This is a genomic window from Herbiconiux liukaitaii, assembly GCF_041927495.1.
In the GTDB taxonomy this organism is placed as follows: Bacteria; Actinomycetota; Actinomycetes; order Actinomycetales; family Microbacteriaceae; genus Herbiconiux; species Herbiconiux liukaitaii.
The window spans coordinates 351,307-378,060 of record NZ_JBHFHG010000008.1; the positions used below are offsets into that span (position 1 = coordinate 351,307).

23 protein-coding genes and 1 tRNA gene are annotated in these 26,754 nt (G+C 71.3%); 19 read left to right on the plus strand and 5 right to left on the minus strand.

The genetic code is table 11. From position 1 onward, the window contains the following. Window positions 1-40 precede the first annotated feature (40 nt). From ACEXQC_RS18245 to ACEXQC_RS18260, 4 genes are all read left to right on the plus strand, one after another. Window positions 41-1,030 (plus strand): type II secretion system F family protein, encoded by a 990-nt coding sequence (locus ACEXQC_RS18245; protein WP_374825606.1) that lies wholly within the window; start codon window positions 41-43, stop codon window positions 1,028-1,030. A 248-nt stretch (window positions 1,031-1,278) separates the two neighbouring features. Further along, window positions 1,279-1,434 (plus strand): DUF4244 domain-containing protein, encoded by a 156-nt coding sequence (locus tag ACEXQC_RS18250; protein WP_374825608.1) that lies wholly within the window; start codon window positions 1,279-1,281, stop codon window positions 1,432-1,434. 514 nt (window positions 1,435-1,948) lie between these two features. Continuing rightward, the gene (locus ACEXQC_RS18255; RefSeq protein ID WP_374825610.1) at window positions 1,949-2,305 is read left to right on the plus strand and encodes a TadE family type IV pilus minor pilin; all 357 of its coding nucleotides are present in this window, start codon (window positions 1,949-1,951) and stop codon (window positions 2,303-2,305) included. Further along, window positions 2,302-2,649: an Rv3654c family TadE-like protein gene (locus tag ACEXQC_RS18260; protein ID WP_374825612.1), complete on the plus strand. Its 348-nt coding sequence runs from the start codon at window positions 2,302-2,304 to the stop codon at window positions 2,647-2,649. The genes ACEXQC_RS18255 and ACEXQC_RS18260 overlap by 4 nt, the downstream gene beginning before the upstream one ends. 192 nt (window positions 2,650-2,841) lie before the next feature. On the opposite strand, the gene ACEXQC_RS18265 is transcribed toward ACEXQC_RS18260, so the two are convergent. Further along, window positions 2,842-3,075 (minus strand): hypothetical protein, encoded by a 234-nt coding sequence (locus ACEXQC_RS18265; RefSeq protein ID WP_374825614.1) that lies wholly within the window; start codon window positions 3,073-3,075, stop codon window positions 2,842-2,844. 171 nt (window positions 3,076-3,246) lie between these two features. Here ACEXQC_RS18265 and topA point away from each other — a divergent pair, with 171 nt between their 5' ends. The 9 genes from topA (at window position 3,247) to ACEXQC_RS18310 (ending at window position 14,535) form a co-directional block, all read left to right on the plus strand. Beyond that, window positions 3,247-6,240 (plus strand): type I DNA topoisomerase, encoded by a 2,994-nt coding sequence (topA, locus tag ACEXQC_RS18270; RefSeq protein ID WP_374825616.1) that lies wholly within the window; start codon window positions 3,247-3,249, stop codon window positions 6,238-6,240. Then, a complete protein-coding gene (gene tmk / locus ACEXQC_RS18275) occupies window positions 6,237-6,857 on the plus strand; it encodes a dTMP kinase (RefSeq protein WP_374825618.1) in 621 nt (206 codons plus the stop codon). Before topA ends, tmk begins: the two co-directional genes overlap by 4 nt. 170 nt (window positions 6,858-7,027) lie before the next feature. Then, window positions 7,028-8,323 (plus strand): DNA polymerase III subunit delta', encoded by a 1,296-nt coding sequence (locus tag ACEXQC_RS18280; protein WP_374825620.1) that lies wholly within the window; start codon window positions 7,028-7,030, stop codon window positions 8,321-8,323. A 95-nt stretch (window positions 8,324-8,418) separates the two neighbouring features. Further along, entirely contained in the window at window positions 8,419-10,008 is a 1,590-nt protein-coding gene (locus ACEXQC_RS18285; RefSeq protein WP_374825622.1) for an alpha/beta hydrolase, read from the plus strand. Further along, window positions 9,996-10,751, plus strand: a complete 756-nt coding sequence (locus ACEXQC_RS18290; protein ID WP_374825624.1) for a TetR family transcriptional regulator — start codon at window positions 9,996-9,998, stop codon at window positions 10,749-10,751. The genes ACEXQC_RS18285 and ACEXQC_RS18290 overlap by 13 nt, the downstream gene beginning before the upstream one ends. A gap of 108 nt (window positions 10,752-10,859) precedes the next feature. After that, a tRNA-Thr gene (locus ACEXQC_RS18295) sits at window positions 10,860-10,932 on the plus strand. A gap of 2 nt (window positions 10,933-10,934) precedes the next feature. Continuing rightward, window positions 10,935-11,918 carry a Gfo/Idh/MocA family protein gene (locus ACEXQC_RS18300; RefSeq protein WP_374825626.1) on the plus strand — a complete coding sequence of 328 codons (984 nt, stop codon included), beginning with the start codon at window positions 10,935-10,937 and terminating at the stop codon, window positions 11,916-11,918. 150 nt (window positions 11,919-12,068) lie between these two features. Continuing rightward, window positions 12,069-13,913 (plus strand): D-alanyl-D-alanine carboxypeptidase/D-alanyl-D-alanine-endopeptidase, encoded by a 1,845-nt coding sequence (locus ACEXQC_RS18305; protein WP_374825628.1) that lies wholly within the window; start codon window positions 12,069-12,071, stop codon window positions 13,911-13,913. Between the two features lie 28 nt (window positions 13,914-13,941). Further along, window positions 13,942-14,535 carry an isochorismatase family protein gene (locus ACEXQC_RS18310; RefSeq protein WP_374825630.1) on the plus strand — a complete coding sequence of 198 codons (594 nt, stop codon included), beginning with the start codon at window positions 13,942-13,944 and terminating at the stop codon, window positions 14,533-14,535. Here the strand turns inward: ACEXQC_RS18310 and ACEXQC_RS18315 are convergent. Next, window positions 14,532-16,118, minus strand: coding sequence for a PucR family transcriptional regulator (locus tag ACEXQC_RS18315; RefSeq protein WP_374825632.1), 1,587 nt, complete (start codon window positions 16,116-16,118; stop codon window positions 14,532-14,534). The two genes, ACEXQC_RS18310 and ACEXQC_RS18315, sit on opposite strands and share 4 nt — an antisense overlap. Before the next feature lie 102 nt (window positions 16,119-16,220). Between ACEXQC_RS18315 and gabT the strand changes: the two genes are divergently transcribed. From gabT to ACEXQC_RS18330, 3 genes are all read left to right on the plus strand, one after another. Further along, on the plus strand, window positions 16,221-17,573 hold the full coding sequence (gene gabT / locus ACEXQC_RS18320; RefSeq protein WP_374825634.1) for a 4-aminobutyrate--2-oxoglutarate transaminase: 1,353 nt from the start codon (window positions 16,221-16,223) through the stop codon (window positions 17,571-17,573). A gap of 47 nt (window positions 17,574-17,620) precedes the next feature. After that, window positions 17,621-18,973, plus strand: a complete 1,353-nt coding sequence (locus ACEXQC_RS18325; protein WP_374825731.1) for a Glu/Leu/Phe/Val family dehydrogenase — start codon at window positions 17,621-17,623, stop codon at window positions 18,971-18,973. 64 nt (window positions 18,974-19,037) lie between these two features. Further along, entirely contained in the window at window positions 19,038-20,504 is a 1,467-nt protein-coding gene (locus ACEXQC_RS18330; protein WP_374825636.1) for an NAD-dependent succinate-semialdehyde dehydrogenase, read from the plus strand. Between the two features lie 29 nt (window positions 20,505-20,533). Here the strand turns inward: ACEXQC_RS18330 and ACEXQC_RS18335 are convergent, their stop codons facing one another. Then, the gene (locus ACEXQC_RS18335; protein WP_374825638.1) at window positions 20,534-21,937 is read right to left on the minus strand and encodes an ABC transporter permease; all 1,404 of its coding nucleotides are present in this window, start codon (window positions 21,935-21,937) and stop codon (window positions 20,534-20,536) included. After that, window positions 21,934-22,695 (minus strand): ABC transporter ATP-binding protein, encoded by a 762-nt coding sequence (locus ACEXQC_RS18340; protein WP_374825640.1) that lies wholly within the window; start codon window positions 22,693-22,695, stop codon window positions 21,934-21,936. The genes ACEXQC_RS18335 and ACEXQC_RS18340 overlap by 4 nt, the downstream gene beginning before the upstream one ends. Before the next feature lie 134 nt (window positions 22,696-22,829). On the opposite strand from ACEXQC_RS18340, the gene ACEXQC_RS18345 reads away from it, so the two are divergent. From ACEXQC_RS18345 to ACEXQC_RS18355, 3 genes are read left to right on the plus strand one after another with little or no spacing between them, the layout of a single operon-like run. Further along, window positions 22,830-23,210 (plus strand): GntR family transcriptional regulator, encoded by a 381-nt coding sequence (locus ACEXQC_RS18345; protein ID WP_374825642.1) that lies wholly within the window; start codon window positions 22,830-22,832, stop codon window positions 23,208-23,210. Continuing rightward, window positions 23,207-24,097, plus strand: a complete 891-nt coding sequence (locus ACEXQC_RS18350) for an ABC transporter ATP-binding protein (protein ID WP_374825644.1) — start codon at window positions 23,207-23,209, stop codon at window positions 24,095-24,097. Before ACEXQC_RS18345 ends, ACEXQC_RS18350 begins: the two co-directional genes overlap by 4 nt. Continuing rightward, window positions 24,094-24,828, plus strand: coding sequence for a hypothetical protein (locus tag ACEXQC_RS18355; protein WP_374825646.1), 735 nt, complete (start codon window positions 24,094-24,096; stop codon window positions 24,826-24,828). The genes ACEXQC_RS18350 and ACEXQC_RS18355 overlap by 4 nt, the downstream gene beginning before the upstream one ends. A gap of 18 nt (window positions 24,829-24,846) precedes the next feature. On the opposite strand, the gene ACEXQC_RS18360 is transcribed toward ACEXQC_RS18355, so the two are convergent. Further along, window positions 24,847-26,754, minus strand: a complete 1,908-nt coding sequence (locus tag ACEXQC_RS18360; RefSeq protein ID WP_374825648.1) for an ABC transporter ATP-binding protein — start codon at window positions 26,752-26,754, stop codon at window positions 24,847-24,849.

Consider the following 26,754-nt stretch of genomic DNA (forward strand, 5'->3'; position numbering starts at 1 on the left):
GCGCGGAGGGAGTGGCCGGCGCCGGGGTGGGCGGCCCGCGGTGGAGGGTGTGGCGGCGGTGGTGGAGCAGCTCGGAGTGCTCGTGTCGGCGGGAGTCGCGCCCGGGCAGGCATGGGGGTACGTGGCCGAGGTCAGCGACGACGAGCTGGTGCAGCAGGTCGCGGCGGAGGCGATCAGGGGTGTGCCGGTGGCCGATGCCATCCTCCGTTCGCTCGGGGCGAGCCCGGGTGGGCATCAGATCGCGGCTGAGTCGGCTGATTCCTCCGGTCGGAAGCGGCGCACGGGGGCCGTGCGAGCGAAGCGCGACGTCGACGCTGATGCGGCTTGGAGGTCGCTCGCGGCTGTGTGGTCCGTGGCCACCGAGGCAGGGGCTCCGATGCGCCGCTGCCTCATCGACATCGCGGGGTCGCTGCACGCGATGGGGGGAGTCGAGCGGGAGACCGCAGCGGCGCTCGCCGGTCCCGCGGCGACGGCTCGTCTCGTGATGGTGCTCCCGATCGTCTCGATGCTGAGCGGGAGTCTGATGGGCCTCGACACGCTCGGAGCTTTGCTCGGCACCCCGGCAGGGCTGCTGTGTCTCGGCGCCGGGCTGCTCCTCATGCTGCTCGGTCGGCTCTGGACCACGCGCTTGCTCCGCCGAGCGCGCGGCTCCGCAGCGGCGCCCGGTCTCTCGCTCGACCTCATAGCGGTGGCCATCGGTGGTGGGGGTTCCCTCGCGGCCGCGCGCGCCCTGGTGCTTACGACCACAGAGCGCTTCGACCTTCGACCGCGGTCGGCGCCAGACCCAGACGACCTCGCGATCACAGCGGTCCTCACGCTCTCGGCCAGATCGGGTGCACCGCCGGCTCTCCTCCTCCGCAGCGAGGCGGCCCGCCTCCGCCGGGACGCGGTGGGTGCCGCCCGAGAACGGGCCTCGGCCCTCGGCGTCTGGCTCATGCTTCCGCTGGGCCTCTGCGCCCTCCCCGCGTTCATCCTCCTCGCGGTCGCCCCCGTCCTCCTCAGCGTCCTCACCCCGGGTCTCCTTCCATGACCGCTCCTCCCATGACCCTTCCTCCCACGACCCCCGGCCCCTTCTTTCCTCCGGCTCCGATGATCATCCTCCCGACGGTCCTCGCGCGGGCCTGCCCCTGTGAGCCCTCCTCTTCTTGGTCCTCGCATCGGGCCCCTCTCGGTCGGCTCTCCCTCTCCCACCCCCCCCTGAAAGGAATCATCGTGTCCACTCGAGAACGTCCACCTTCCACCGGTCGCCCACCCCGAGGGCTGCGCAGGCTGGGGGAGGTGCTACGCGACGACTCGGGAGCGGCGACCGCGGAGTACGCGATGGTCGCACTCGGCGCGGTGGGCCTGGCCGGGCTCCTCATCGCGATCCTCCGGAGCGACGAGGTGCGCGCCATGCTCACCGACCTGGTCAGCCGTGCACTCACCGCGACCTGACCCGACCCCCGCCGAACCCGACCCCGCCGAACCCGACCCCGCCGAACCCGGAACCGTCCCCATCCCGATGGCCGAAATGCCCGCGCTCGTGCCGACGACCACAGTGCCCGTGACTGTGCCGATGACCGACATGTCCGCGCTCGCGGCGACGATTGCAATCCCCGCGCTCGCGCCAATGGCCAAAATGCCTGTGCCCGTGCCCGTGCCCGTGCCCGTGCACACGCCCAGCCCTGTTGCCGTGCCCGTGCCGTTGTACCAAGGAGGACCCGCCGTGTCATCCGAACGCGTCCCACGTGCTGCATCGCCGTTCGCGCTTTCAGCTGGTGTGGATGCTCCTGCCTTGGAGTGTGTTCAGCATCGTGTTCGTGTGGATGCGCATGTTCGTGTTCTAGGTCGGGAACTGGTTGGTGTTCGGGCTTTGCGGCGGCGGCGTATTCGAGGGGGTGTGGGGGCCGTCGGGGCCCGGGTCGGGGGCAGGCGCGTGCGGGCTGGGGTGCGGTCCGAGGAGGGGTCGGTGTCGGCGGAGTTCGCGATGGTGCTGCCTGCGCTGGCGCTCGTGCTGGGGGTGGGTGTGGTCGCTGCTCAGGGCGGAGTCGTTCAGGTACGGTTGGCCGACGCTGCCGCCGACGCCGCCCGCATGATCGGGCGGGGCGAGGCTGGTGGTGCCGAGGCGCGGGTGGCCACAGCCCATCCCGGAGCGTCGATGTCGGTGGACCGTGAGGGACCTCTCGTGTGCGTCACCGCATCCGCCTCCCCGTCGCTCGGCGGAGGGCTCGCCGTAGCGATCGAGCTCTCAGCCACGGGCTGCGCCGTGGACGACACCACCGTCGGGGGTTCCGCAGTCGATGGCATCACCTCGGGTGCGCCGTGAGCGGGATCGGGGACGAGGAGGGGAGCGGGAGTGTGGCCGGGGTCGCCGTGGTGGCGTTCGCGAGCGTGCTGCTGTGCGGGGTGGCTGTGATCGGAGGCGCCGTCGCCGAACTCGAGCAGCTTCGGGGGGCCGCCGACGCGGGCGCGCTCGCCGCAGCAGATGCCGCGTCGGGTCGCATCGCCGGGGTGCCGTGCGAACTGGTCGCCGCCGTCGCTCAGCGGCTCGACGCCGCAGTGAGCCGGTGCACTGCAGCAGAGGCCGGGGTGGTGGAGGTCGTGCTCACGCGACCGATCCTCGGAATCCCGATCGACGCCGCGGCGCGAGCCGGACCCCCACCACAGTGAACCTCGACCTCGACCTCGACCTCGACCTCGACCTCCACCGCGACTTCGCCTTCGACGGCTCGGCCAGGCCTCGGCCGAGGCCATCCCACGGACATGCCACGGCCAAGCCACGGTCACGGCCACGTCGGCGCAATGGCCGGCCGGCGGCGTGGGCCGGTCGTCGCGCGGCGGGCCGCAGGGGTGGTGAGCGGCTCAGTCGACGATGGACTGCACGTAGCGGTAGTCCACCGCACTCGGGCGCTCCGAGTCCGCGAACTCGAGACCCGACGCACGCCGGTAGAGGTAGTGCTTGGTGCTCGACGCCGCCGGAATGGTGATCCGCGCCTGCGGTTCACCCGCATCCGTGAAGTCGGTGCGGATGGTCTTGCCCTCCATGGGACCGTCGGTGAGTTTGGCCGTGTACGAACCGCTGGTGATCGCTGCCATAGGGATCAGCTCCTCCTCGTTGAGTGTGAACCGGTGATGGTCACCACCATTGTCCTCCCCCCGCAGTGGACCGCAATGGTGGGCCGGTTGGGAATTAGGCGGCTCCCGGCAACGTATGTGTATGGTGTGCCTGATGGAACACGCGGTCCCATCTATATAAGAGGAGAACAGTTGGCCAGCCCGAGAAAGCTCGTCATCGTCGAGTCACCGACGAAGGTGAAGTCGATCGCCCAGTACCTGGGCGAGGGCTTCGACGTGATGGCATCGGTCGGTCACATCCGAGACCTCGTCGAGCCCAAGAACCTCCCCGCCGAGCTCAAGAAGGGCTCGCTCGGCAAGTTCTCCGTCGACGTCGAGAACCGCTTCGAGCCCTACTACGTCGTCTCCGACGCGAAGAAGAAGACCGTCGCCGATCTCAAGAGGGCACTCGCCGGTGCCGACGAGCTCTACCTCGCCACTGATGAGGACCGCGAAGGCGAGGCCATCGCCTGGCACCTCCTGCAGGTGCTCAAGCCCAAGGTGCCCGTGCGCCGCATGGTCTTCCACGAGATCACCAAGGAGGCCATCGAGGCCGCGCGCGACAACACCCGCCAGATCGACGACGCCCTCGTCGACGCGCAGGAGACCCGCCGCATCCTCGACCGCCTCTACGGCTACGAAGTGAGCCCCGTGCTGTGGCGCAAGGTCGGCCCCGGGCTCTCCGCCGGCCGCGTGCAGAGCGCCGCCACCCGCCTCGTGGTCGACCGCGAGCGCGAGCGACTCGCCTTCACGAGCGCCAACTACTGGGACCTGTCGGCCATCCTCGCCCCGAGCGAGACCGCCAAGACCACTCCCGAGAAGGACTCCTTCGCAGCCCGCCTCGTGCGCCTCAACGGCGAACGGGTCGCCAGCGGCCGCGACTACGACGAGCAGGGCAAGCTCAAGGGCAAGGCCATCCCCCTCGGCGAGACCGCCGCCATCGCTCTGCGCACCGCCCTGGAGGCTGACGGCGTCGACATCACCGTCTCCGCCGTGGAGTCGAAGCCGTACACCCGCCGCCCGGCCGCCCCGTTCACCACCTCCACGCTGCAGCAGGAGGCCGCGCGCAAGCTCCGTTTCTCGGCGCGCCAGACCATGAGCGTGGCCCAGTCGCTCTACGAGAACGGCTACATCACCTACATGCGCACCGACTCGCCCTCGCTCTCGCAGCAGGCGATCACGGCGGCGCGCAACCAGGCCACCAAGCTCTACGGCGCCGACAGCATCCCCGACAAGCCGCGTCTCTACAGCGGCAAGGGCAAGAACGCGCAGGAGGCCCACGAGGCCATCCGCCCCTCCGGTGAGGTCTTCAAGACCCCGTCCGAGGTGTCGTCGACGCTCCGCGGCAACGACTTCAAGCTCTACGACCTGATCTGGAAGCGCACCGTCGCCTCGCAGATGGCCGACGCGAAGGGCTCCACCGCATCCGTCACCATCACGGCCGGCCCCGTGGCCGTCGCCGAGCTGGGCGGGCCCACCACGGCCGAGTTCTCGGCCTCCGGAACGGTCATCACGTTCCGCGGCTTCCTGCACGCCTATGAAGAGGGCCGTGACGAGGAGCGCAACGCGAGCACCGAGCCCACCGAGGCCAAGCTCCCGCCGCTCAAGGAGGGCCAGTCCCTTGCGGCCACCTCCATCGAGGCCGCCGGGCACGACACCACGCCGCCGCCGCGCTACACCGAGGCGAGCCTCGTGAAGGCGCTCGACGAGCTCGGCATCGGCCGCCCCTCCACCTACGCGTCGATCATCTCGACCATCATCGACCGCGGCTACGTCACGCCCCGCGGCCAAGCGCTCGTGCCGAGCTGGACCGCCTTCTCGGTCGTCCGCCTGCTCGAGGACTTCTTCTCCGAGCTCGTCGACTACGACTTCACAGCCGCCCTCGAGGCCGACCTCGACAAGATCGCGGATGGCGAAGAGGACCGCGTCGACTGGCTCAACGGCTTCTACTTCGGCAGCGAGGGCCACCCGGGCCTCCGCAGCGTGATCGACAACATGGGCGAGATCGATGCCCGTGCCGTGAACTCGGTGGCGATCGCCGACGACATCACGCTCCGGATCGGCAAGTACGGCCCCTACCTCGAGGTGCTCGACCCCTCGGGCGACCTCGAGGCCACCCCTCGCCGCGTCAACCTGCCGCAGGAGCTCGCTCCCGACGAGCTCACCCCCGAGAAGGCGCGCGAGCTCATCGACGCCCCGGTCGTGACCGACCGCGTGATCGGCGTGAACCCCGAGAACGGCAAGGAGATCGTGGCGAAGGACGGCCGGTTCGGCCCCTACGTCACCGAGCTCGAGCCCGTCGTTCCTGAGGCGGTGCCCGCAGCGGCTGCTGCGGCCCCGGCGGATTCCGCCGCGACCGGTGCCAAGAAGGCTCCCGCCAAGAAGCCTGCCGCCAAGAAGGCCGCGGCCGTCAAGCCTCGCACAGCGTCGCTGTTCAAGTCGATGGATCTCGCGACCATCGATCTCGACACAGCCCTCCGCCTACTCGACCTGCCACGCGTGGTCGGCGACGATCCCGAGTCGGGCGAGCCGATCACGGCCCAGGGCGGCAAGTTCGGACCGTACCTCAAGAAGGGCACCGACACCCGCTCCCTCACGAGCGAGGATCTCATCTTCGAGATCGACCTCCCCGGCGCCCTCGAGCTGTTCGCGCAGCCCAAGTACGGGGGGCGCCAGGCATCGTCGGCCCTCAAGGAGTTCGACGCCGACCCCGAGAGCGGCAAGCCGATCCGGGTGAAGGACGGCCGGTTCGGACCGTACGTGACCGATGGCGTGACCAACGCCACGATCCCGCGCGGCGAGACCGTCGAGGAGGTCGACTTCGAGCGGGCGGTGCAGCTGCTCGCCGACAAGCGCGCGAAGGGCCCGGCGAAGCCCAAGGCGAAGGCTCCGGCCAAGAAGCCTGCGGCGCGCAAGCCTGCGGCGAAGTCGACGGCGGCCAAGTCGACGGCGACGAAGACCACCGCAGCGAAGTCGACGGCGGCCAAGACCACAGCTGCCAAGTCGACGGCTGCCAAGGCCACGACGGCGAAGATCACCGCCGCCAAGGCCCCGACGACCAGGTCCACGGCTGCTAAGACGACTGCGGCCAAGACGACCGCGGCCAAGACCACTGCCCCCGCAGCCAAGGCAGAACCCCAGCAGTGAGCGGGGTCTTCATCACGCTCGAGGGTGGTGACGGCTCCGGCAAGACCACGCAGGCGAGCCTGCTCGAGGCCTGGCTCACGGATGCCGGTCGCACCGTCGTGCGCACTCGCGAGCCCGGAGGCACCGACTTCGGGCTCGAGGTGCGCGAGATCGTGCTGCACAGCCGCGGGCACATCACCCCGCGGGCCGAAGCGCTGCTCTACGCCGCCGACCGGGCGCAGCACATCGCCACCAAGGTGCGCCCTGCTCTCGAGCGCGGCGAGGTCGTGGTGCAGGATCGCTACCTCGACTCCTCGGTCGCCTACCAGGGGGCCGGTCGCGTGCTCGACGCGGCCGAGATCCGCTCGCTGAGCCTGTGGGCCGTCGAGGGGCTGCTGCCCGACCTCACGATCCTCCTCGACCTCGACGAGACGGTCGCCCGCACCCGGCTCGACGACGCGAACAAGCGCTTCGACCGGCTCGAGGCCGAGAAGAGCGAGTTCCATGCGCGCGTGCGGGCCGCCTTCCTCGGTCTCGCGGCCGACGAGCCGGAGCGCTTCCTCGTGCTCGACGCCGCCCTGCCCCCGGAGGAGCTCGCCGCCCGCATCCGCGCCCGAGTCGAGCCCCTCCTCGCCTGAGGCCCCAACCGACCCTAAAGCCCGAGCATCGCGCCGCTCGCCGGCCAGCCCCGGGCCGGCCTCCCGCCGATGCACCGGGCGGATCGCCCTGCCAACCCTAGGGTGGCCTCCCGCCTGGGGATCGGGTCGCCGCGGCGGGCCCTGTCAGGGGCTGGCGATAGATTGGGTGCATGAGCGTATGGGATGACCTCACCGGCCAGTCGGCCGCCATCGAGGTGTTCCGTGCGGCCGCGGAGAGCTCCACCCGCGGGTCGGCCACCGCGGAGACGACCGAGGCCGCGGCCGCTGCTGCGGCAGGCAGGCCCGACTCGATGACGCACTCCTGGCTCATCACCGGGCCCCCCGGCTCGGGCCGGTCGAACCTCGCGTACGCCTTCGCGTCTGCGCTGCTGTGCCGCAACGGCGGGTGCGGAGTGTGCGCAGACTGCCGCCAGGTCGCCGCCCGGTCGCATCCCGACCTCGCCGTGCTCGCCACCGAACGCGTCATCATCTCGATCGACGAGGTGCGGCGCCTCGTCTCCTCGTCGCAGTTCTCCCCGTCGGTGGCCCGGTACCGCGTGGTGGTGATCGAAGACGCCGATCGCATGCAGGAGCGCACCTCCAACGTGCTGCTGAAGGCCCTCGAGGAGCCACCCGAGCGCACGGTGTGGATCCTGTGCGCCCCCAGCGAGGCCGACCTGCTCCCCACCATCCGATCCCGCGTGCGCTCCGTGCGCCTGAGGGTGCCGAGCACGGAGGATGTGGCCGCGCTGCTCGTGAAGCGCGACGGCGTCGAGCCCACCGTGGCGGAGCGCGCCGCCCGCGAGTCGCAGAGCCACATCGGCATGGCTCACCGGCTGGCCACCAACGACGATGCGCGGGCGCGCCGGGCCGAGACCCTCGACCTGGCGTTGGGGGTGCGCTCGGTCGGCGACGCCGTGCGCGGCGCGGCCCGGCTGCTCGAGATCGCGGGGGCCGACGCCCAGGCCATCACCGAGGAGAAGGATGCGCAGGAGCGCGCCTCCGCGCTGCGCTCCCTCGGCGTCGAGCCCGGTCAGGCCGTGCCGCTCGCGCTCCGCGGCCAGATCAAGGCGCTCGAGGAGGATCAGAAGCGGCGGGCCACCCGGAGCCTGCGCGACGGCATCGACCGCATCCTCACCGACCTGCTGTCGCTCTTCCGCGACGTGCTGCTCGTGCAGCTCGGCGCCGCCGGTGCCCCCCGCACTCCGGGCGGCGTTGCTGCTGAGGGGGATGCGGGGGAGGGGATCGCCCGCGTGGTGGATCTCGAGCTCGTCAACGAGGCCATCCGATCGCGCATCCTCACTGTCGCCGAGGGTAACGATTCGTCATCGACCCTCGCGGCGATGGATGCGATCGCCGACGCCAGGCGGAGGATTGCGGCGAACGTGGCTCCGGCGCTCTCGCTCGAGGCCATGCTCATCACCGTCGCCGAGGCGGGCCGCCGCACCACCCAGCGCGCCCCCTGACCCGACGCCCCGCCCGGACCGCCGATCCCGTCTGCACCGCCCACCAGCACCACCGCACCGCCCACCAGCACCGCCCCACCCACGAAAGGCCCTCCGTGTCCGACTCCCGCAGCCCCCGCCGCGCGCGACGCCTCGCCGCCGCCCTCGCCGTCGTCACGGCGTCGACGCTCCTGCTCACGGGCTGCGTGACCTGGTTCACCGGCAGCTACGCACCCCCGCAGTCGGCACAGACCCCCGCGGCCCCCAGCACCACCGCCCCCACCGGTGAAGACGTGGCCCCCGAGCTCCAGTCCTTCTACACGCAGACCCTCGCCTGGGAGTCGTGCGGCAGCACGTTCCTCTGCAGCACCGCCGTTGCACCGCTCGACTGGGCCAACCCGCAGGACGGCCGCACCGTCGAACTCGCACTCATCAAGAAGCCCGCGTCCGGCGGCGACCGCCTGGGCAGCCTCTTCGTCAACCCGGGCGGCCCCGGCGGCTCCGCCTTCGACTTCGTGCAGCAGTCGGCCGACTACGCCGCCAGGCCCACGCTGCAGGCCAGCTACGACCTCATCGGCTACGACCCCCGCGGAACCGGGCACTCCGACGCCGTCTCGTGCCTCACCGACGCCGAGCGCGACGCCTGGCTCTACGACATCGTGCCGGGCGAGCGCGGCTCGGACGAGTGGCTCACGGCCTACACGGCCACGGCCAAGGACTTCGCCGACAAGTGCGCCCAGAACACCGGCGACCTGCTCGAGTACATCGGCACCGAGAGCACCATCCGCGACCTCGACATGCTGCGCGCGCTCGTGGGCGATCCCGCCCTCAACTACCTCGGCTACTCCTACGGCACCCTCCTCGGCGCCGAGTACGCCGACGCCTTCCCCGACAAGGTCGGCCGCTTGGTGCTCGACGGGGCAGAAGACCCGGCCTCGAGCGGATTCGACATCACGATCTCCCAGGCCGAGGGCTTCGAGAACGCGCTCACGAGCTACCTCGACTCGTGCACGAGCGGTTCGAGCTGCTGGTTCGACGGCACCACAGAAGAGGCCCTCGCCAAGATCCAGGATCTGCTGGCCGAGGTAGACGAGAGCCCTCTTCGCGGCACCGACGGTCGTGAGCTCGGCTCGTCGACCCTCCTCACGGCCATCTTCTACCCGCTCTACAACGAGGCCAACTGGTCGTACCTCGACACGATGTTCCTCGCCGTCGACCAGGGCCAGGCCGACTTCGCGCTGCAGCTGGCGGATGCCTACAACAGTCGCAACGAAGACGGCACCTACGCCGACAACCTGATCGAGTCGTTCAACGCCATCTCCTGCGCCGACTACCCGGCGACCACCGACCCCGCGGTCATCGCCGACCAGAACGAGCGGCTCATCGAGGCGTCCCCCACGGTCGGCCCGTACTGGACGTACGGCGACATCGCGTGCTCGCAGTGGGCCTACCCGTCGACCAGGGTGCCGGATGCGGTGACCGCGGCGGGGTCGGCTCCCATCCTCGTCGTCGGCACCACGGGCGATCCGGCCACCCCGTACAAATGGGCGGAGGCGCTCGCGGGCCAGCTCGAGAACGGGCAGCTCGTGACGTATGTGGGCGAGGGGCACACGGCGTACAACACATCGTCGTGCGTCTCCGACGTGGTCGACGAGTACTTCCTCAACGGCACCGTTCCGGCGGCCGATCCCCAGTGCACGAACTGAAGCTCGGTTCGGGTTCGGGTGAGCCCGGCCTGCGGGAGCTCAAGCGGCGTGCCACGCGCCGCAGCATCCAGCTGGCTGTGCTGCGCCTCACCGCCGAGCACGGTCTCGACCAGGTGACCGTCGACGACATCAGCCGCGACGCCGGCGTCTCGCCGCGCACCTTCTTCAACTACTTCCCCACCAAGGAGGCCTCCCTCGCGGGCGACCTGCCCATGGTCTTCGACGCCGAGACCGCCGCGGCCTTCGAGGCCCCGCGGCCGGACGGCGATCCGCTCGGCGAGCTCATCGCGATCATGGCCGAGCAGGCCGACGACTTCGCGGCCGTCGACCCCGAGCTGCACCAGCTGAGGCGGCGACTCGTGGCCGAGTACCCGCAGATCGTGGCCCTGAAGATGGATCGGGTGCGCGCCTTCGAGGCGCTCCTCGGTGCCTCCGTGGAGCGACGGCTGGCCGCGGATGCGCTGGCGCGCCGAGACGCGGGCGCTCGCGGCGACGGCGGCACCGGTGGCAGCGGCCCACTCGACGGCGTCGGCGTCGGTGACGGCCTCCTCGACGGCGCAGGCGAGCTCGACGAGGCCGAGCTGGCCGAGCGTGCCCGGCTCATGAGCCTGCTCGTGCTCACGGTCGCCAGGGCGGCCTGGACGTCGTGGCTCGAGCACCCCGGCACCACGTCGCTCCGCGACCTCCTCCTGCGCTCCTACGCCCGGCTGCGCGAGGTCACGGGAGCACCGCCGCTCCGCTGACCGAGCAGGTGCCGACCATGCGCATGCGGCCCCACCAGGGGTGTGCGCCGGCACCCTCGGGATCGGCTATGCTTTGTTGCTGTGCCGCCCGCGAAAGCGAACGGCCAGGCCGCCTTAGCTCAGTCGGCAGAGCGATTCACTCGTAATGAATAGGTCCCGGGTTCGATTCCCGGAGGCGGCCCCGTGACTGAGACAATCCGCTGGGGAATCCTCGGCACCGGCGGCATCGCCGCATCGTTCGTGACCGACATCCAGGCCGCAGGGCTCACCGTCTCCGCGGTCGGCTCCCGCAGGGCCGAGACCGCCGAGGCGTTCGCCGCCCGGTTCGGCATCCCGGCGGCCCACGGCAGCTACGAGGAGCTCGCGGCCGACCCCGAGGTCGACGTCATCTACATCGCCACGCCGCACCCCTTCCACGCCGAGAACGCGCTGCTCGCGATCTCGCACGGCAAGCACGTGCTGGTAGAGAAGCCGTTCACGCTCAACGCGGCGGAGGCTGAGCGTGTGGTGGCGGCGGCAGCGGATGCGGGTGTGGCGCTCATGGAGGCCATGTGGTCGCGGTTCCTGCCGCAGATGGTGCGACTGCGCGAGATCGTGGCTGCCGGTACCCTCGGCGACGTGCGCACCGTGCTCGCCGACCACGAGCAGCTGCTGCCCTCCGATCCCGATCACCGCCTCAACGCGCCGGAGCTCGGCGGGGGAGCGCTGCTCGATCTCGCGATCTATCCGGTGTCGTTCGGTGTCGACGTGCTCGGCATCCCGACCCGTGTGCTCGCCCACGCGACCATGACGGCCACGGGCGTCGACCGGCAGACGGCGATCATCCTGGAGCACGAGGGCGGTCGGCAGTCCGTGTCGCACAGCGCACTCGACACGGCCGGGCCCGTGCGAGCGGCGGTCGTGGGCACGAAGGCCCGCATCGAGCTCGAGCGGACGTGGTACGCGCCGTCGACGTTCAGAGTGATCGACCCCGAGGGCGAGGTGCTCGAGACCTTCACGCCCACGGCGGGCGAGCAGGGCATGCGCTACGAGGCGTTCGAGCTCGAGCGCGTCATCCGCGCGGGCGAGCGCGAGAGCCCCCTGCTGCCGCACCTCGAGACGATCGCGATCATGCGAGTGCTCGACGAGGTCCGCACCCAGATCGCCCTCCGCTACCCGAACGAGTAGCCACGCAGCCGCGGGACCGCGCCGCCCCCAGTGCCCGGGCGAGTGACCGGGCAGCCGCGGGGCCGGACCGCCCCGGAGCGGATCCTCCGAGTGGCCTCGGGGTGGCGTCCAGCCACGGCGTGTCGTGCTGCGGCGGGTACCATGGGCACGATGTCGGATCCTGAGACTCCTCGTACGCGACGCGAGCTCCGCGAGGCGCAAGCCCGCGAAGCCGCGAGCGCCCCGCCCACCGCCGGAGCCCCCTCGGACGCCCCCTTCTCCGACTCGGCCACCGCCGACACCGCCCCCTCACAGGTCGTCCGCACGCCCCCCGCCGCCCCCATCCCGCCAGCGGCCGCCCCCACCCCGCCTGCCGCCACCACCGACCAGCTCGCCGCGCCGGCCGCGGCCACGGCCACCCCGCCTGCCACTGCCACCGACCAGCTCGCCGCATCCGCCGCGCCTGTCGACGTCTCATCGGTCGCCTCGGCTCCTGAGACCACCACCGTGAGCCCGGCCACCGCTGCCGCGCCCACCCCCGGCGCTGGTGCTGGCAATGGGGCCGGTTCCGGTTCCGGGGCTGGGGGCGGGGGGTTTCGGGCGCGGGTGCGGCGCAACCCCCGCGCGTGGGCCATTGCGGCGGCCGCCACCGTGGTGGTGCTGCTCGGCGGCGGCGCGTTCGCCGCCGGAACCGCCGTGGGCGCGAGCGACCCCGGCAGCGCGCCAGCGGCGATCGCCACCACCTCCACCCCCACCCAGACGCCCACCCCCACTCCCACACCGACCCCCACCCCCGCAGCCCGCGCGGTGCCGCAGGCCGCCGCCGCGTCCCCCGTGCGCACCTGCTCGGTCGCCGGCCTCGCCGCCGACGGCCGCCTCGGCACGTTCCACGGCAGCGTGCGCAACGCCGCCACCGGCGAGCTGCTCTTCGACCGCAGCGGATCCACCCCCGCCCGCACCGCGAGCGTCATGAAGGTGCTCTCGAGCGCCGCAGCCCTCGCCGTGCTCGGCCCCGACCACCGCGTGCCCACCACCGTGGTCAAGGGCGCGGAGCCCGGCCAGGTCGTGCTCGTGGGCGGCGGCGACATCACCCTCGCGAGCAACGGTTCCAACGTCTACGAGGGGTCTGCGAGCGTGCAGGATCTCGCCGCCCAGGTCAACGCCGCGTGGAACGCCGATCCGAGCACCGCCGGCACCCCGATCACCTCGATCGTGCTCGACGCGAGCGTGTTCTCGGGCGACCGCTGGCAGCCGTCGTGGGAACGCAAGGAGCAGGTCGACGGCTACTCCTCCGAGGTCACGGGCCTGCAGGTCGACGGCGACCGTGCCGAGCCCGGTGCCAACGTCTCGAGCCGCAGCGACAACGCCGTGCTGCGCGCCGGCCAGGCCTTCGCGCTGGCCCTCGGCACCCCGGATGCGGCCCTCGCCGAGGGGCTCGCCACCGCGGGCGCCCCCCAGCTGGGCCAGGTGCTCTCGGCTCCCGTCTCCACCATGGTGCAGGAGGCGCTGCTGCGCTCCGACAACACCGAGGCCGAGATGCTCGCCCGCCTCGTGGCGGTGCAGCTCGGTGTGGGCAACGACTTCGCCGCCCTGCAGACCGCCATTCCCCAGGCGCTCGCGGGCTACGGCCTCGACACGAGCGGCCTCGTGATCGCCGACGGATCCGGGTTGAGCGACGACAACGGTGTGCCCACCGACTTCCTCAGCCGCCTGTTCATCAAGATCAACGCGCACGAAGGCAACCTCGGGATCATCGCGGCGGGGCTCCCCGTCGCGGGCCAGAGCGGCACCCTCGCGGGCCGCTTCGGCGGATCGCCCGCGGCAGGCAACGTGATCGCCAAGACCGGCTGGATCGACACCGGCTACACGCTCTCCGGCATCGTCAACGCCTCGGACGGCAGCGTGCTCACCTTCGCCTTCTTCGCGCTCGACGACGTGAACGACAGCGCACGCGCGGCGCTCGACGAGCTCACGACGGGCGTGTGGGAGTGCGGCAACAACCTCTCGAACCTCTGACGCCTCCGCGCATCCCTAGACTGGGGTCATGGCGAAGGCCCTGTTCATCATCGACGTCCAGAACGACTTCATCGAGGGCGGTGCGCTCGGCGTGACCGGCGGCACGGCCGTGGCGGAGGGGATCTCACGGCTGCTTGCCGAGCATCCCGATACCTACGAGTTCGTGATCGCCTCCCGCGACTGGCACGACCCCGAGAGCGACAACGGCGGTCACTTCGCCCTCGACGAGGATCCCGACTTCGTGAGCACCTGGCCCGTGCACTGCGTGGCGGGCACCCACGGGGCCGAGTACCACGACGAGCTCACGACCCGCGCCATCGACCACCACGTGCGGAAGGGCCAGGGCGAGCCCGCCTACTCCATCTACGAGGGCACCACGGAGGAGGGCGGCACCGTGCGCGAGCTGCTCGACGCGAACGGCATCATCGACATCGACATCGCGGGCCTGGCCACCGACCACTGCGTGCGCGCCTCGGCCCTCGATGCGATCGAGCACGGTCGCCGGGTGCGCATCATCACCGACCTCGTGGCGGGGGTGTCTCCGGATGCCTCGCGCGAGGCCATCGCCGAGCTCGCGCGCGCAGGCGCCGACCTCGTGACCTCCTCCCTCGTCGACCGCTAGGCAGGGCGGGCGAGCTCCAGGGCGGCGAGGAGGGCCCAGAGCTCGGCGCGCCCCTGGAACGTCTCGAGGGAGAGGCCGAGCTCGTCGGCCAGGGCGTCGATGCGCAGCCGGAGGCTGTGGCGGTGCAGTCCGACCTCGCGCGCGGCCGGCTCCCAGTGCCCGTTGTGCCGCAGCCACACCTCGGCGAGCCGCAGCGACTCCCGACCGGACTCGGTGCGCTGCAGCGGCGCGAGTCGCGCGCGGGCCACGTCGGCCACCGATCCCGTGGCCAGCAGCCCGAAGAAGCTCTGGCTCACGAGCTGCGAGAAGTCGGCGATGCGCCCTGCTGGTGCCCCCTCGGCGGCACGCACCGCCTGCGTGAGGGCCACGTTCAGCTCGTCCCACGCGGCAGGCTCCGAGACCCCCGCCGTGGTGCCGCGCGAGGCCAGGAACGACCGCTCGCCCGCCACCCTCGCCCGGTCGACGAGCAGCACGAGGTGCTCACCCATCGTCACCGTGAAGAACCCGGTGCGGGGCCGCCCGGCCCGGCGCTCGAGGGTGTCGTGCAGAGCGGGGGCGACCTCCCGCAGCGGGATCGCGATCACCTGCAGCGGCTCGGCCGGCAGCACGATGCGGATGGCGTCGCCCGCGCGGCGCACCGTCTCGACCCCGCCGTCGCGGAGCAGCTGGAACAGCTGCTCCATGATGGTGCGGTGGCTCACCCGCAGATCCTCCGCGTGCTCGAGCGAGACGTCGGCGAGAGCCGTGAGCACCGTGGCCACGGCCTCGTCACCGGCGTCGAACGGCTCGGCCCGCGCCCACGCGATCACCCCGTGGATGCGCCCGGGCGCCCCGAGCGTCTGCGCCGTGAACACCCGCCCGCCCGCCTCGAACCCGGCCCGCGACCGCGCCCCGCCCCCGCCACCGACGCGGACTTCGACGAACGTGGCGGTCTCCGGCTCCGCATGCGGCTCGGAGGCCGCCACGTTCGTCGGAGTCCGCGCCAGCAGCCGCTCGACGTGCTCGCGCAGGGCCGGTGCGCCACCTGCGCCGCCGCCGGCGTGCTCGATCACCTGCGCATCGGCGTCGAACACCCAGATCGCGGCCCCCAGAGCCGTCGCCGCTGCCCGCACCGCGCCGCCGAGCCCTCCGCCGCCCACCGCGGCCTGCGCGATCTCGTTCTGCGCCGCCAGCGCCCACTCCACCCGCGCCCGCGCCGCTTGCGCCTCGTGCTCGGCGATGAACCGCGAGATCGCGATGAAGGGAGTGTCGTACGGGATCTCGACGAGCGGGATCCCCGCCTCCTCGCAGGCCGCCACGAGCTCGGGGGGAGTGCCCTCCCGCACCACCTCGGTGCCGAAGCCGATCGCCACGACGCCCACCCCCGCCAGTCGTCGCACGTACGCAAGATAGTCGGCGGCCTCGTAACCGGCGAACTGGCGCCCCGTGGTGAGCAGCAGCTGGCCGGCGCCGAGGAAGGGCGTCGGGTCGTCCAGGTCGGAGCTGTGCGCCCAGTCGACGGGGTGCTCGTAGTCGTCGGGCGCCGTGAGCAGATCCATGGCGAAGGCCGGTTGCGAGCGGATCTGGTCGAGAGCGAGCGGCATGAGGACAGCCTACGTGCGCACCTGACGACCCGGCACAGAAATGCACAAAGACTGCCGATCCGGCACGAGCCAGAACCCGCCGCCGCACCTACAGTGGGGCGCATGACTCTGACTCTCGACAGCACCGTCGGCGGCCCCGCGCTCGAGCAGCGCCGCTCGCTCGTGACCGCCATCCCCGGCCCCCGTTCCTCCGAGCTGCACGCCCGCAAGAACGCGGCCGTCGCGAGCGGCGTGGGCGTCATGCTCCCCGTCTACGTGCAGGCCGCCGGCGGAGGGGTGATCGTCGACGTCGACGGCAACACCCTCATCGACTTCGGCTCCGGCATCGCCGTGACGGGTGTGGGCAACGCCGCCCCCGCCGTCGTGGCTGCGGTCACCGCCCAGGTGGCGCAGTTCACGCACACGTGCTTCACGATCACCGGCTACGAGGGCTACATCGAGGTCGCCGAGGCCCTCAACGAGCTCACCCCCGGCCGCTTCGACAAGCGCAGCGCCCTCTTCAACTCCGGCGCCGAGGCGGTGGAGAACGCCATCAAGATCGCCCGCCACTTCACCAAGCGCCAGGCCGTCGTGGCCTTCGACCACGGCTACCACGGCCGCACCAACCTCACCATGGCCCTCACCGCCAAGTCGATGCCGTACAAGAGCGGCTTCGGACCGTTCGCCCCCGAGGTCTACCGCGCGCCCATGTCGTACCCGTTCCGCGACAACGGCCTCACGGGGCCCGAGGCGGCCCGCCGTGCGATCACCCAGATGGAGAAGCAGATCGGCGCCGACAACCTCGCCGCCATCATCATCGAGCCCATCCAGGGCGAGGGCGGCTTCATCGAGCCGGCCGAGGGCTTCCTGCCCGCGCTCGCCGCCTGGGCGAAGGAGAACGGCGTCGTCTTCATCGCCGACGAGGTGCAGACCGGTTTCGCCCGCACCGGCCAGCTCTTCGCCTCCGAGCACGAGGGCCTCGAGCCCGACCTCATGGTGACCGCCAAGGGCATCGCGGGCGGCCTCCCGCTCTCGGCCGTCACCGGTCGCGCCGAGATCATGGACTCCGCCCACGCCGGCGGCCTCGGCGGCACCTACGGCGGCAACCCGATCGCGTGCGCGGCGGCCGTGGCCACCATCCGCAGCTTCCAGGAGGACGGCCTCGTCGAACGCGCCCGCGCCATCGGCACGCTCTTCCGTGGTCGCCTCAACGCCCTCAGGGCAGCGGATGCGCGGATCGGCGACGTGCGCGGTCGCGGCGCCATGATGGCCATCGAGATCGTCGACCCCGCCACGGGGGAGCCGGATGCCGCCCTCACCGCCCGCATCGCCGCCTACGCGCACCGGAACGGCGTGGTGCTGCTCACCTGCGGCACGTACGGCAACGTCATCCGTTTCCTGCCCCCGCTGACGATCTCGGACGAGCTCATCACCGACGGGCTCGACGTCATCCGCGACGCGTTCATCGCCTCGTGACCACCGCACCCGTGGCCACCGGCAGCGTCGCCGGAGCCGACACGCGCATGCACTCCGCCGCCGGGATCGATGCCCACCCCGTCACCGCGCCCATCGCCACGGTGGCCGCCACCGAGGCGGGCGCCTCCGCTCTCGCCGATGCCCGCGCCCAGCTCGCCGATGCCGTCGGCGTGCTCGGCTACGACGAGGGCACCTACGCCATGCTCGCCGCCGCCCGCCGCGAGCTCGCCGTGAGCATCCCGCTGCGCCGCGACGACGGCAGCACCCAGGTGCTCACGGGCTACCGCGTGCAGCACAACATCTCGCGCGGCCCCGCCAAGGGCGGCCTGCGCTACGCCCCCTCGGTGACCCTCGACGAGGTGCGGGCGCTCGCCATGTGGATGACCTGGAAGTGCGCCCTCCTCGACGTGCCCTACGGCGGCGCGAAGGGCGGCATCGCCATCGACCCCCGCCGCTACAGCATGCTCGAGCTCGAGCGGGTGACGCGCCGGTTCACGAGCGAGATCCTGCCGATCATCGGCCCGCAGCAGGACATCCCTGCCCCCGACATCGGCACCGACGAGCAGACGATGGCGTGGATCCTCGACACCTACTCGGTGACCCAGGGGCACACCGTGCCCGGCGTCGTGACCGGCAAGCCGCTGAGCCTCGGCGGATCGCTGGGACGCGCCAGCGCCACGTCGCGCGGGGTCGTGCACGTGGCGAAGGCCGCGCTCGAGTCGGAGGGCATCGACCCGCGCGGCGCGACAGCGGCCGTGCAGGGCTTCGGCAAGGTGGGTCGGGATGCCGCGCGCTTCCTCGCGCAGGAGGGCGCCGCCGTGGTGGCGGTGAGCGACCAGTACGGGGCCGTGCACGCCCACGCCGACAGCACGGGCGCAGGGTCTGGCGGCGGTTCGGCCCGCGGTCTCGACATCGAGGCGCTCGCCGCGCACGTCGACGCCACCGGCTCGGTCGTGGGCTTCGTCGTCGGCGATCCCCTTCCCCCCGCCGACCTGCTCACCCTCGAGGTCGACCTGCTCGTGCCGGCCGCCGTGGAGGGCGTCATCAACCTCGGCAACGCCGACCGCATCCGTGCCCGCCTCGTGGTGGAGGGCGCCAACGGCCCCACCACGCGCGAGGCCGACGAGATCCTCCGCTCGCGCGGGGTCGTGGTGGTGCCCGACATCCTCGCCAACGCCGGCGGTGTGATCGTGTCGTACTTCGAGTGGGTGCAGGCTAACCAGTCGTACCGCTGGGATGCGCGTGACGTGGAGCAGCGTCTCGCCGAGCGCATGATCGCGGCCTGGCACGGCGTCTCCAGGTATGCTCGCGACAGCGGCATGACCCTGCGGGCCGCGGCCACCACTCTGGCCGTGCAGCGGGTCACCGAGGCGCATCGCCTGCGCGGTCTCTACCCCTGATCCGCCCTCCGCCCCCGCTCGCATCCCCCTGAGCTCGAAACCCCTCCAGACGAGAAGGACTGACATGACCGCATCGACCGAGACCGACCTGCTCGCGGGAGTTCCCGACCGCCTCTTCATCGGCGGATCCTGGGTGTCAGGCTCCACCGGCAAGACCTTCGACGTGATCGACCCGGCCACGGGCCTCGTGATCAAGTCGATCGCCGATGCCACGCCCGAGGACGGCATGCGCGCCCTCGACGCAGCCGTAGCGGTGGCCGACGAGTGGGCGGCGACCGCCCCGCGCCAGCGCGGCGAGATCCTGCGCGGCGCCTTCGACCTGCTGCAGCAGCGTCGCGACGACATGGCGCTGCTCATGACGCTCGAGATGGGCAAGCCGCTCGCCGAGGCCCAGGGCGAGGTGACCTACGGCGGCGAGTTCCTGCGCTGGTTCGGCGAGGAGGCCGTGCGCATCTCGGGCCGCTACGGCTCGAACCCCGAGGGCACCGGCCAGATGGTGGTCTCGCAGCGCCCGGTGGGCCCGTGCTACCTCATCACGCCGTGGAACTTCCCCCTCGCCATGGCCACCCGCAAGATCGCGCCCGCTCTCGCGGCCGGCTGCACCGTGGTGGTCAAGCCCGCCGCGCTCACGCCGCTCACCACACTCTTCGTGGCGCGTCTGCTCGAGGAGGCCGGCCTCCCCAAGGGTGTCGTCAACGTCGTCACGAGCACCTCGTCGAGGGCCATCTCGGAGCCGATCATCGCCGACCCGCGCCTGCGCAAGCTCAGCTTCACGGGCTCGACGCCCGTGGGCCGCACGCTCATGAAGCAGGCCGCCGACAACGTGCTGCGCACCTCCATGGAGCTCGGCGGCAACGCTCCGTTCGTGGTGTTCGGCGACGCCGATCTCGACAAGGCGGTGGAGGGCGCGATGGCGGCCAAGTTCCGCAACATCGGGCAGGCCTGCACGGCCGCTAACCGCTTCATCGTGCACTCCTCGGTGGCGGCGGAGTTCGCCGACAGGATCGCCGCGAAGGTCGCATCGCTGCGCATCGGGCGCGGCACCGAGGAGGGCGTGGGGATCGGCCCGCTCATCGACGACAAGGCCGTCGACAAGGCCGACGAGCTCGTGCAGGACGCGGTCACCCGCGGCGCAACCCTCGTGGCCGGCGGCAAGCGCATCGACGGCCCCGGCAGCTTCTACGAGCCCACCGTCGTCTCGAACGTGCCGTTCGGCAGCGAGATCCTGCGCGAGGAGATCTTCGGGCCGGTCGTCTCGATCGTGCAGTTCGACGACGAGGACGAGGCGGTGCGGCTCGCGAACGACACCGAGTACGGGCTCGTCTCGTACGTGTTCACCGAGTCGCTGGCTCGTGGTCAGCGCATGATCCAGAAGCTCGACACCGGCATGATGGGCCTCAACGTGGGCGTCATCTCCAACGCCGCAGCTCCCTTCGGCGGTGTCAAGCAGTCGGGTCTCGGCCGCGAGGGCGGCTCAGAGGGCATCCACGAGTACCTCTCCACGAAGTACACCCTCATCCCGAACAGCTAGGGATCAGCCGGCCGGCAGGCGCCCGTCAACTACTCGGCGAGGGCGAGCACGGGCGACACACGGGTGGCGCGCCGGCTGGGTGCGATGGTGGCCGCGACCGTGAGCAGCGCGGCAACCACCGCCACGCCCCCCACGAAGCCGAGCGGGATGCTCGGGGCGATCACCGCAGGAGTGCCGGGCAATGACGCGAGCAGCGACTGCGCCCCGGCCCACCCGTAGACGGTGCCGATGACGAGCCCCACCGAGACGGCGGTGAGGGTGAGCTGAGCGCTCTCGAGCGCGATCATGCGCCGCACCTGGCCCCTGGTGAAGCCGAGCGAGCGCAGCAGGCCCAGTTCACGGGTGCGCTGCAGCACGCTCAGCGAGAGGTTGTTCACCAGGCCCACCGCGGCGATGAGCGCACTGAAACCGAGCAGAGCCGAGAAGATGACCACGGTGGTCTGGATGACGGCGCCGATCTGCGCGTCGGCCTCGGGGTCGGTGTCGAAGGCAGAGCCCAGCACGTCGCTGTAGGTGGTGGCCGCGACCGCGAACATCGTGACGAGTGCCACGCCGATCACGAGGCCGATGGTCGTGCGCGTGCTGCGCTCGGGGTACCGGAGGGCATTGGCCGCCGCGAGCCGCGCAGGGGCCCCTCCCGCGCGCGCCCCGAACAGCCGACCCGCCGCGCGGAGCGCCGGAGGCATGACGAGCTGCGCGCCGAGCACGAACCCGGTGAAGCTGAGCATGCCGCCGATCACGGCGGGCAGGATGCCGATGGGGCTCACCGATCCGATCGCCATGCCGCCCACGAGCAGCACGGCACCGAGGGCGAGCAGCACGACGGCGGTGATGTTGCGGCCGCGCCGGTGCCCCGACTCGTCGTGGTTGCGTTCGACGGCGGCGCCCGTGGCCTGCACGGGCGAGACCTCGAGCACACGCCGAGACCCCACCCAGGAGGCGAGCCACGTGGTGAGCACCACCGCGAGCAGCGGCAGGGCCGCGAGGGGCGAGACGAGCGGGTAGGGGAGGGCAGGGGCGAGACCGCCGGCCACGGCCGCCCCCAGCAGCGCCGCCGAGACACCCGTGCCCACGAGGGCACCGAGGGCGCTGCCGACGAGACCCACCACCACACCCTCGCGCGCGACGGCCCGACGCTGACTGCGGGCGGTCGCGCCGATGAGGCGGAGCAGGGCGATCGTCCTCGTGCGCCCGGCGATGATGGTCGCGAAGGTGTTCGCCGTGACCACGGCCCCCACGTAGAGGGCGATCGCGATGAAGACGCCGCCGAGCAGGGCGAGCACGAGGCGCACCAGGCCGCTCGATCCGGTGACCTCGTCGGCGGCCACGATGGTGGCCAGCGCATCCGTGATCTGCAGGAGGGAGACGCCGAACGCGGCGGAGAGGGTGGCGACGAGAACGCTCGGGGCGTGCTCGCGGAGGCTCACGGTCACGCCGCCCCCTCCATGCCGAGCAGGAGGCTGCTGATCTCGGCGGCGGTCGAGCGGCCGAGATCCTCCACGATCCGCCCGTCGGCGAGCACCACGATGCGGTCGGCGAAGCTCGCGGCGACCGGATCATGCGTGACCATGGCGATGCTCTGCCCGTGCAGGCGAGTGGAGTCGGAGAGCAGCGAGAGCACTTCGCGGCCGGTGCGGGAGTCGAGGTTGCCCGTCGGCTCGTCGGCGAACACGAGGTCGGGCCGCGTGCCGAGGGCGCGCACGATGGCCACGCGCTGCTGCTGGCCGCCGGAGAGCTCGTGCGGGCGGTGGCGCAGCCTCGGGCTGAGTCCGAGCGAGTCGATGAGGGCGTCGACCCGCAGTCGCTCCTCTGCGGTGGGCCGGCGGCCGTCGAGCTCGAACGGCAGCAGGATGTTGCCCTCCACATCGAGCGTCGGCACGAGGTTGAACGACTGGAACACGAAGCCGACCCGGCGACGGCGGAGCAGCGTCAGCTCGGTGTCGCCGAGGGCCGTGATCTCGGTGTCGCCGATCCAAGCCCGCCCGGCGCTCGCCGTGTCGAGCCCCGCCGCGATGTGCATGAGGGTCGACTTGCCCGAGCCGCTCGGCCCCATGATGGCCGTGAACTCGCCGCGGCGGATGCCGAGCGTGACGCCGTCGAGTGCGGTGACGGTGGCGCCTCCCGTGCCGTAGGTCTTCGTGAGGCCCTCGACCCTGGCGACGAGGTCTGTGTCGGTGGTGCTGTTCTGCATGCTCCGACGCTACGGAGCGGCGCATCCCCGGGCGTCCGACCTGAGGACCATGCACATCCGTCCTCGGGATGACATGGCGCGCACATCGGGTCTTGACACAGCGATCCCGACCTGGTTGGTTAGTTACATGAGTAATGAACCAAGCAAGGGTCGGCGTCGTGGATGAGTCACGGCCGATCTTCGTTCAGATCGCCGAGCTGATCGAGAACGACATCATCTCGGGCGCACTGCCCGAGGAGACGCAGGTTCCCTCCACCAACGAGTTCGCCGCCTTCCACCGGATCAATCCGGCTACGGCTGGCAAGGGTGTCAATCTGCTCGTGGATCAGGGGATCCTCTACAAGAGACGGGGAATCGGGATGTTCGTGGCCGAGGGGGCGCGCGATCGGTTGATCGCCACACGCCGGGAGAAGTTCCAGAACGAGTACGTGCGACCGCTCGTGACCGAGGCCGGCAAGCTCGGCATCGATCGCAGCCAGCTGGTCGCCATGATCCGAGAGGAGGGCGGCGAATGAGCGCCGTCGTCGAGGCCACCGGCCTCACCAAGAGATTCAAGGGCACCACAGCGGTCGACGGGGTGAGCTTCACCGTGGAGGAGAACACCATCTACGGGCTGCTCGGCCGCAACGGCGCCGGCAAGACCACGCTCATGCAGCTGCTCACCGGGCAGGAGTTCGCCACGAGCGGCGACGTGCGGGTGTTCGGCGAATCGCCGGTCGAGAACGCCGCCGTGCTGCAGCGCACGAGCTTCATCAAGGAGAGCCAGAAGTACCCGGACGACTTCAAGCCCGAGCACGTCTTCCGGAGCGCACCCTGGTTCTTCCCGAACTGGAACGAGGATCTCGCCGGGCGGCTCATCGACGACTTCCGGGTGCCGCTCAAGCGCCGCATCAAGAAGCTCTCGCGCGGCCAGCTCTCGAGCATCGGGGTCATCGTGGGCCTTGCCTCGCGGGCGCCGCTCACCTTCTTCGACGAGCCCTACCTGGGGCTGGATGCGGTGGCCAGGCAGATCTTCTACGACCGCCTCCTCGAGGACTACGGCGAGCATCCGCGCACCGTCATCCTCTCCACCCACCTCATCGACGAGGTCTCGAACCTGCTCGAGCACGTGCTCGTGATCGACGAGGGCCGGATCATCGTGGACGAGCCCGCCGAGACCCTGCGCGGCTCGGCCACCACGGTGGTGGGCACCCGGGCGGGCGTCGACTCGTTCGTGTCGGGCCGCGAGGTGATCCACCGCGACAGCATCGGAGGGCTGGCGTCGGTGACCGTGGGCCGGTTGAGCACCGCGGAACGTCAGGAGGCCGCTGAACTCGGCCTCGAGCTCTCGGCGGTCTCGCTGCAGCAGCTCATCGTGCAGAAGACGAATCTCCCCATGAAGGAAGCAGAGGTGAGGTCATGAACCGCTCCATCGCCGTGATGCGGCTCCACCTGGTCAACCGGTTCAGCGTGTTCGCGCTGCCGTGGGCCATCCTGGCCTTCATCTTCCTCGTGAATCTCACCATCTGGTGGATCGTGATGAGCTCCGTGGGGGCCGACGCCGACCGCGAGGAGGTGCAGTCAGGCCTCCAGTACTCGGGGGCCACGTTCTACATCTTCGTGTACATGCTCGTGCTCGGGGTGCAGGCGGTGGCGCTCACCTTCCCGTTCGCCCTCGGCTACGGCACCACCCGCCGCGACTTCTGGATCGGCACCTCGCTGCACTTCGTGCTGCTCTCGGTGGTCTACGGCGCCGGCATGACGCTGCTCGCCGGCCTCGAGGAGGCGACGAACGGCTGGGGCATGGGCGGGCGCATGTTCACCGCCGTGTACTTCGGCGGCACCGAGGTGTCGTGGTGGGTGCGCGGGCTGCTCTTCGTGGCGCTGTTCCTGTTCTTCTTCTTCGTGGGAGCAGCGATCGCCACCATCTATCAGCGCTGGCGCGTCAACGGCATGCTCGTGTTCTTCGGAGCACTCACGGTGCTGTTGCTCGGCGCGGCCGCCCTGCTCACGTTCGGCGAGAACTGGCCGGCCTTCGGCGAGTGGTTCGCGGTGAACGGGGCCACGGGAGCCATCGCCTGGTCGCTCGTGCCCACGGCCCTCGCGGCCCTTCTCGGCTACGCGGTCCTCCGCAGAGCCACCCCGAAGAACTAGCCCCAGCGGGGGAGCGCGCTACACCAGGAGCTGGTGCTTGGCGAGGTCGCGGTAGAGCGGCGTCGAGAGCACCAGCTCCGAGTGCGTTCCCACCCCCACCACGCGGCCGTGGTCGACGACCACGATCTGGTCGGAGTCGACCACGGTCGACAGCCGGTGGGCGATGACGATGAGCGAGCGGTTCTCGGCCACGGCGTCGATGGCCTCGCGCAGCATCTGCTCGTTGAGGCCGTCGAGCGACGAGGTCGACTCGTCGAGCAGCAGCACCGGGGGAGCGGAGAGCAGGGCGCGCGCGATGGCGAGGCGCTGGCGCTCGCCGCCCGAGAGCATCACGCCGTCTTCGCCGACGGCCGCACTCAGCCCCTCGGGCGAGCGGTCGAGCACCTCGCCGAGGTTCACGGCGTGCAGCACGCGCACGCACTCCTCGTCGGTGGCATCGGGGCTCGCGAGCAGCAGGTTCTGGCGGATCGTGCCCGCGAGCACGGGCGCATCCTGCTCCACGTAGCCGATCTGCGAGCGCAGGTCGATGCGGTCGAGCTCGCGCACATCAACTCCGCCGAAGCGCACGGAGCCCGAGGTGGGGTCGTAGAAGCGCTCGATGAGGGCGAGGATCGTGCTCTTGCCCGCACCGGACGGGCCGACGATCGCGGTGCGCTTGCCGCGGCCGGCGGTGAAGCTCACGCCGTGCAGCACACCCTTGGGTGCGATCTCGGCGCCGTCCTTCTCCAGCGCGACCACGCTCTCCGGTGTGCCCTCGACCGCCGCCGGGGGAGGTGTGTCGTATGCGAAGTGCACGTCGACGAACTCGATGGCCGGAGCATCCGCCCCCGCCACACCGGCGGCCCCGGCGGACGAGGCGCGAGCGGCGAGCTCGCGATCCGTCTGCCCCTCCTCGGGCAGGTCGATGATCTCCTGGATGCGGCCCAACGCGCCGAGCGCCTGGTTGACCGAGTTGATGGCCCCGAAGGCCTGGCCGAGCGGCATGATCATCATGAACAGGAACAGGATGAACGACACGAGGCTCGCGATCGTGATGGCGCCGGACGCCACCCGGAACCCGCCGACACCCAGCACCACGAGCAGCGACACCTGCAGCGCGATGCCGGCGATGGGCACCACGAGGGCCGAGATCTTCGCGACCTTCACACCCATCTCGAAGGCGCCCTGCGCATCCTTCTCGATGGCCACGGTCTCGCGCTCGGTGGCGTTGGAGGCGCGCACGGTGCGGATGGCGCTGATGGAGCGCTCGACCGCGGCCGCGAGGTCGCCCACCTTCTCCTGCTGCTTGCGGCTCGCGGTGCGCACCCGGCCCGAGATGAGCACGACGGTCACGACCGCCACGGCGATGACGAGCACCGTGAGCCCGAGCAGCACGGGGTCGATGATGAGCATCGCGATGAGCGCGCCGACGAACACCAGGGAGCCGCCCACCGCATCCACGAGCCCCTGCGTGATGACGGCGTAGAGCAGCGTCGTGTCCGAGCCGACCCGCGAGACGAGGTCGCCCGTGCGCCGGCGGTCGAACTGGCTGATGGGCAGACGCAGGATGCGGCGCACCAGCTGGCGCCTCGCCGAGTAGACCACGGAGGTTCCGGTGCGCTGCAGCAGGTAGTGCTGGTAGCCGCTGATGACCCCGGAGACGACCACGAGCACCACGAGCGCCCAGACGAGCATGCCGAGCGGATCGCCCGCCTGCACGACCGTGATGACCTGGCTCACGAGGAGCGGCTGGGCGAGGCTCGCGGCCGCGCCGAGGATGCTGAGCACCACGACCACCACGAGCACCTTCTTGTGCTCGAAGAGGAAGGGCAGCAGCTGACTGAACTTGGCTCGGGGGCCCTCGTCCGCCGCCCGCCCCCGCCCGAAGGGGCTGCGGGACCGTGGGGCGGGTGTGGCGGAACTCGGCGAGGAGGGCGTGGTGCTCAT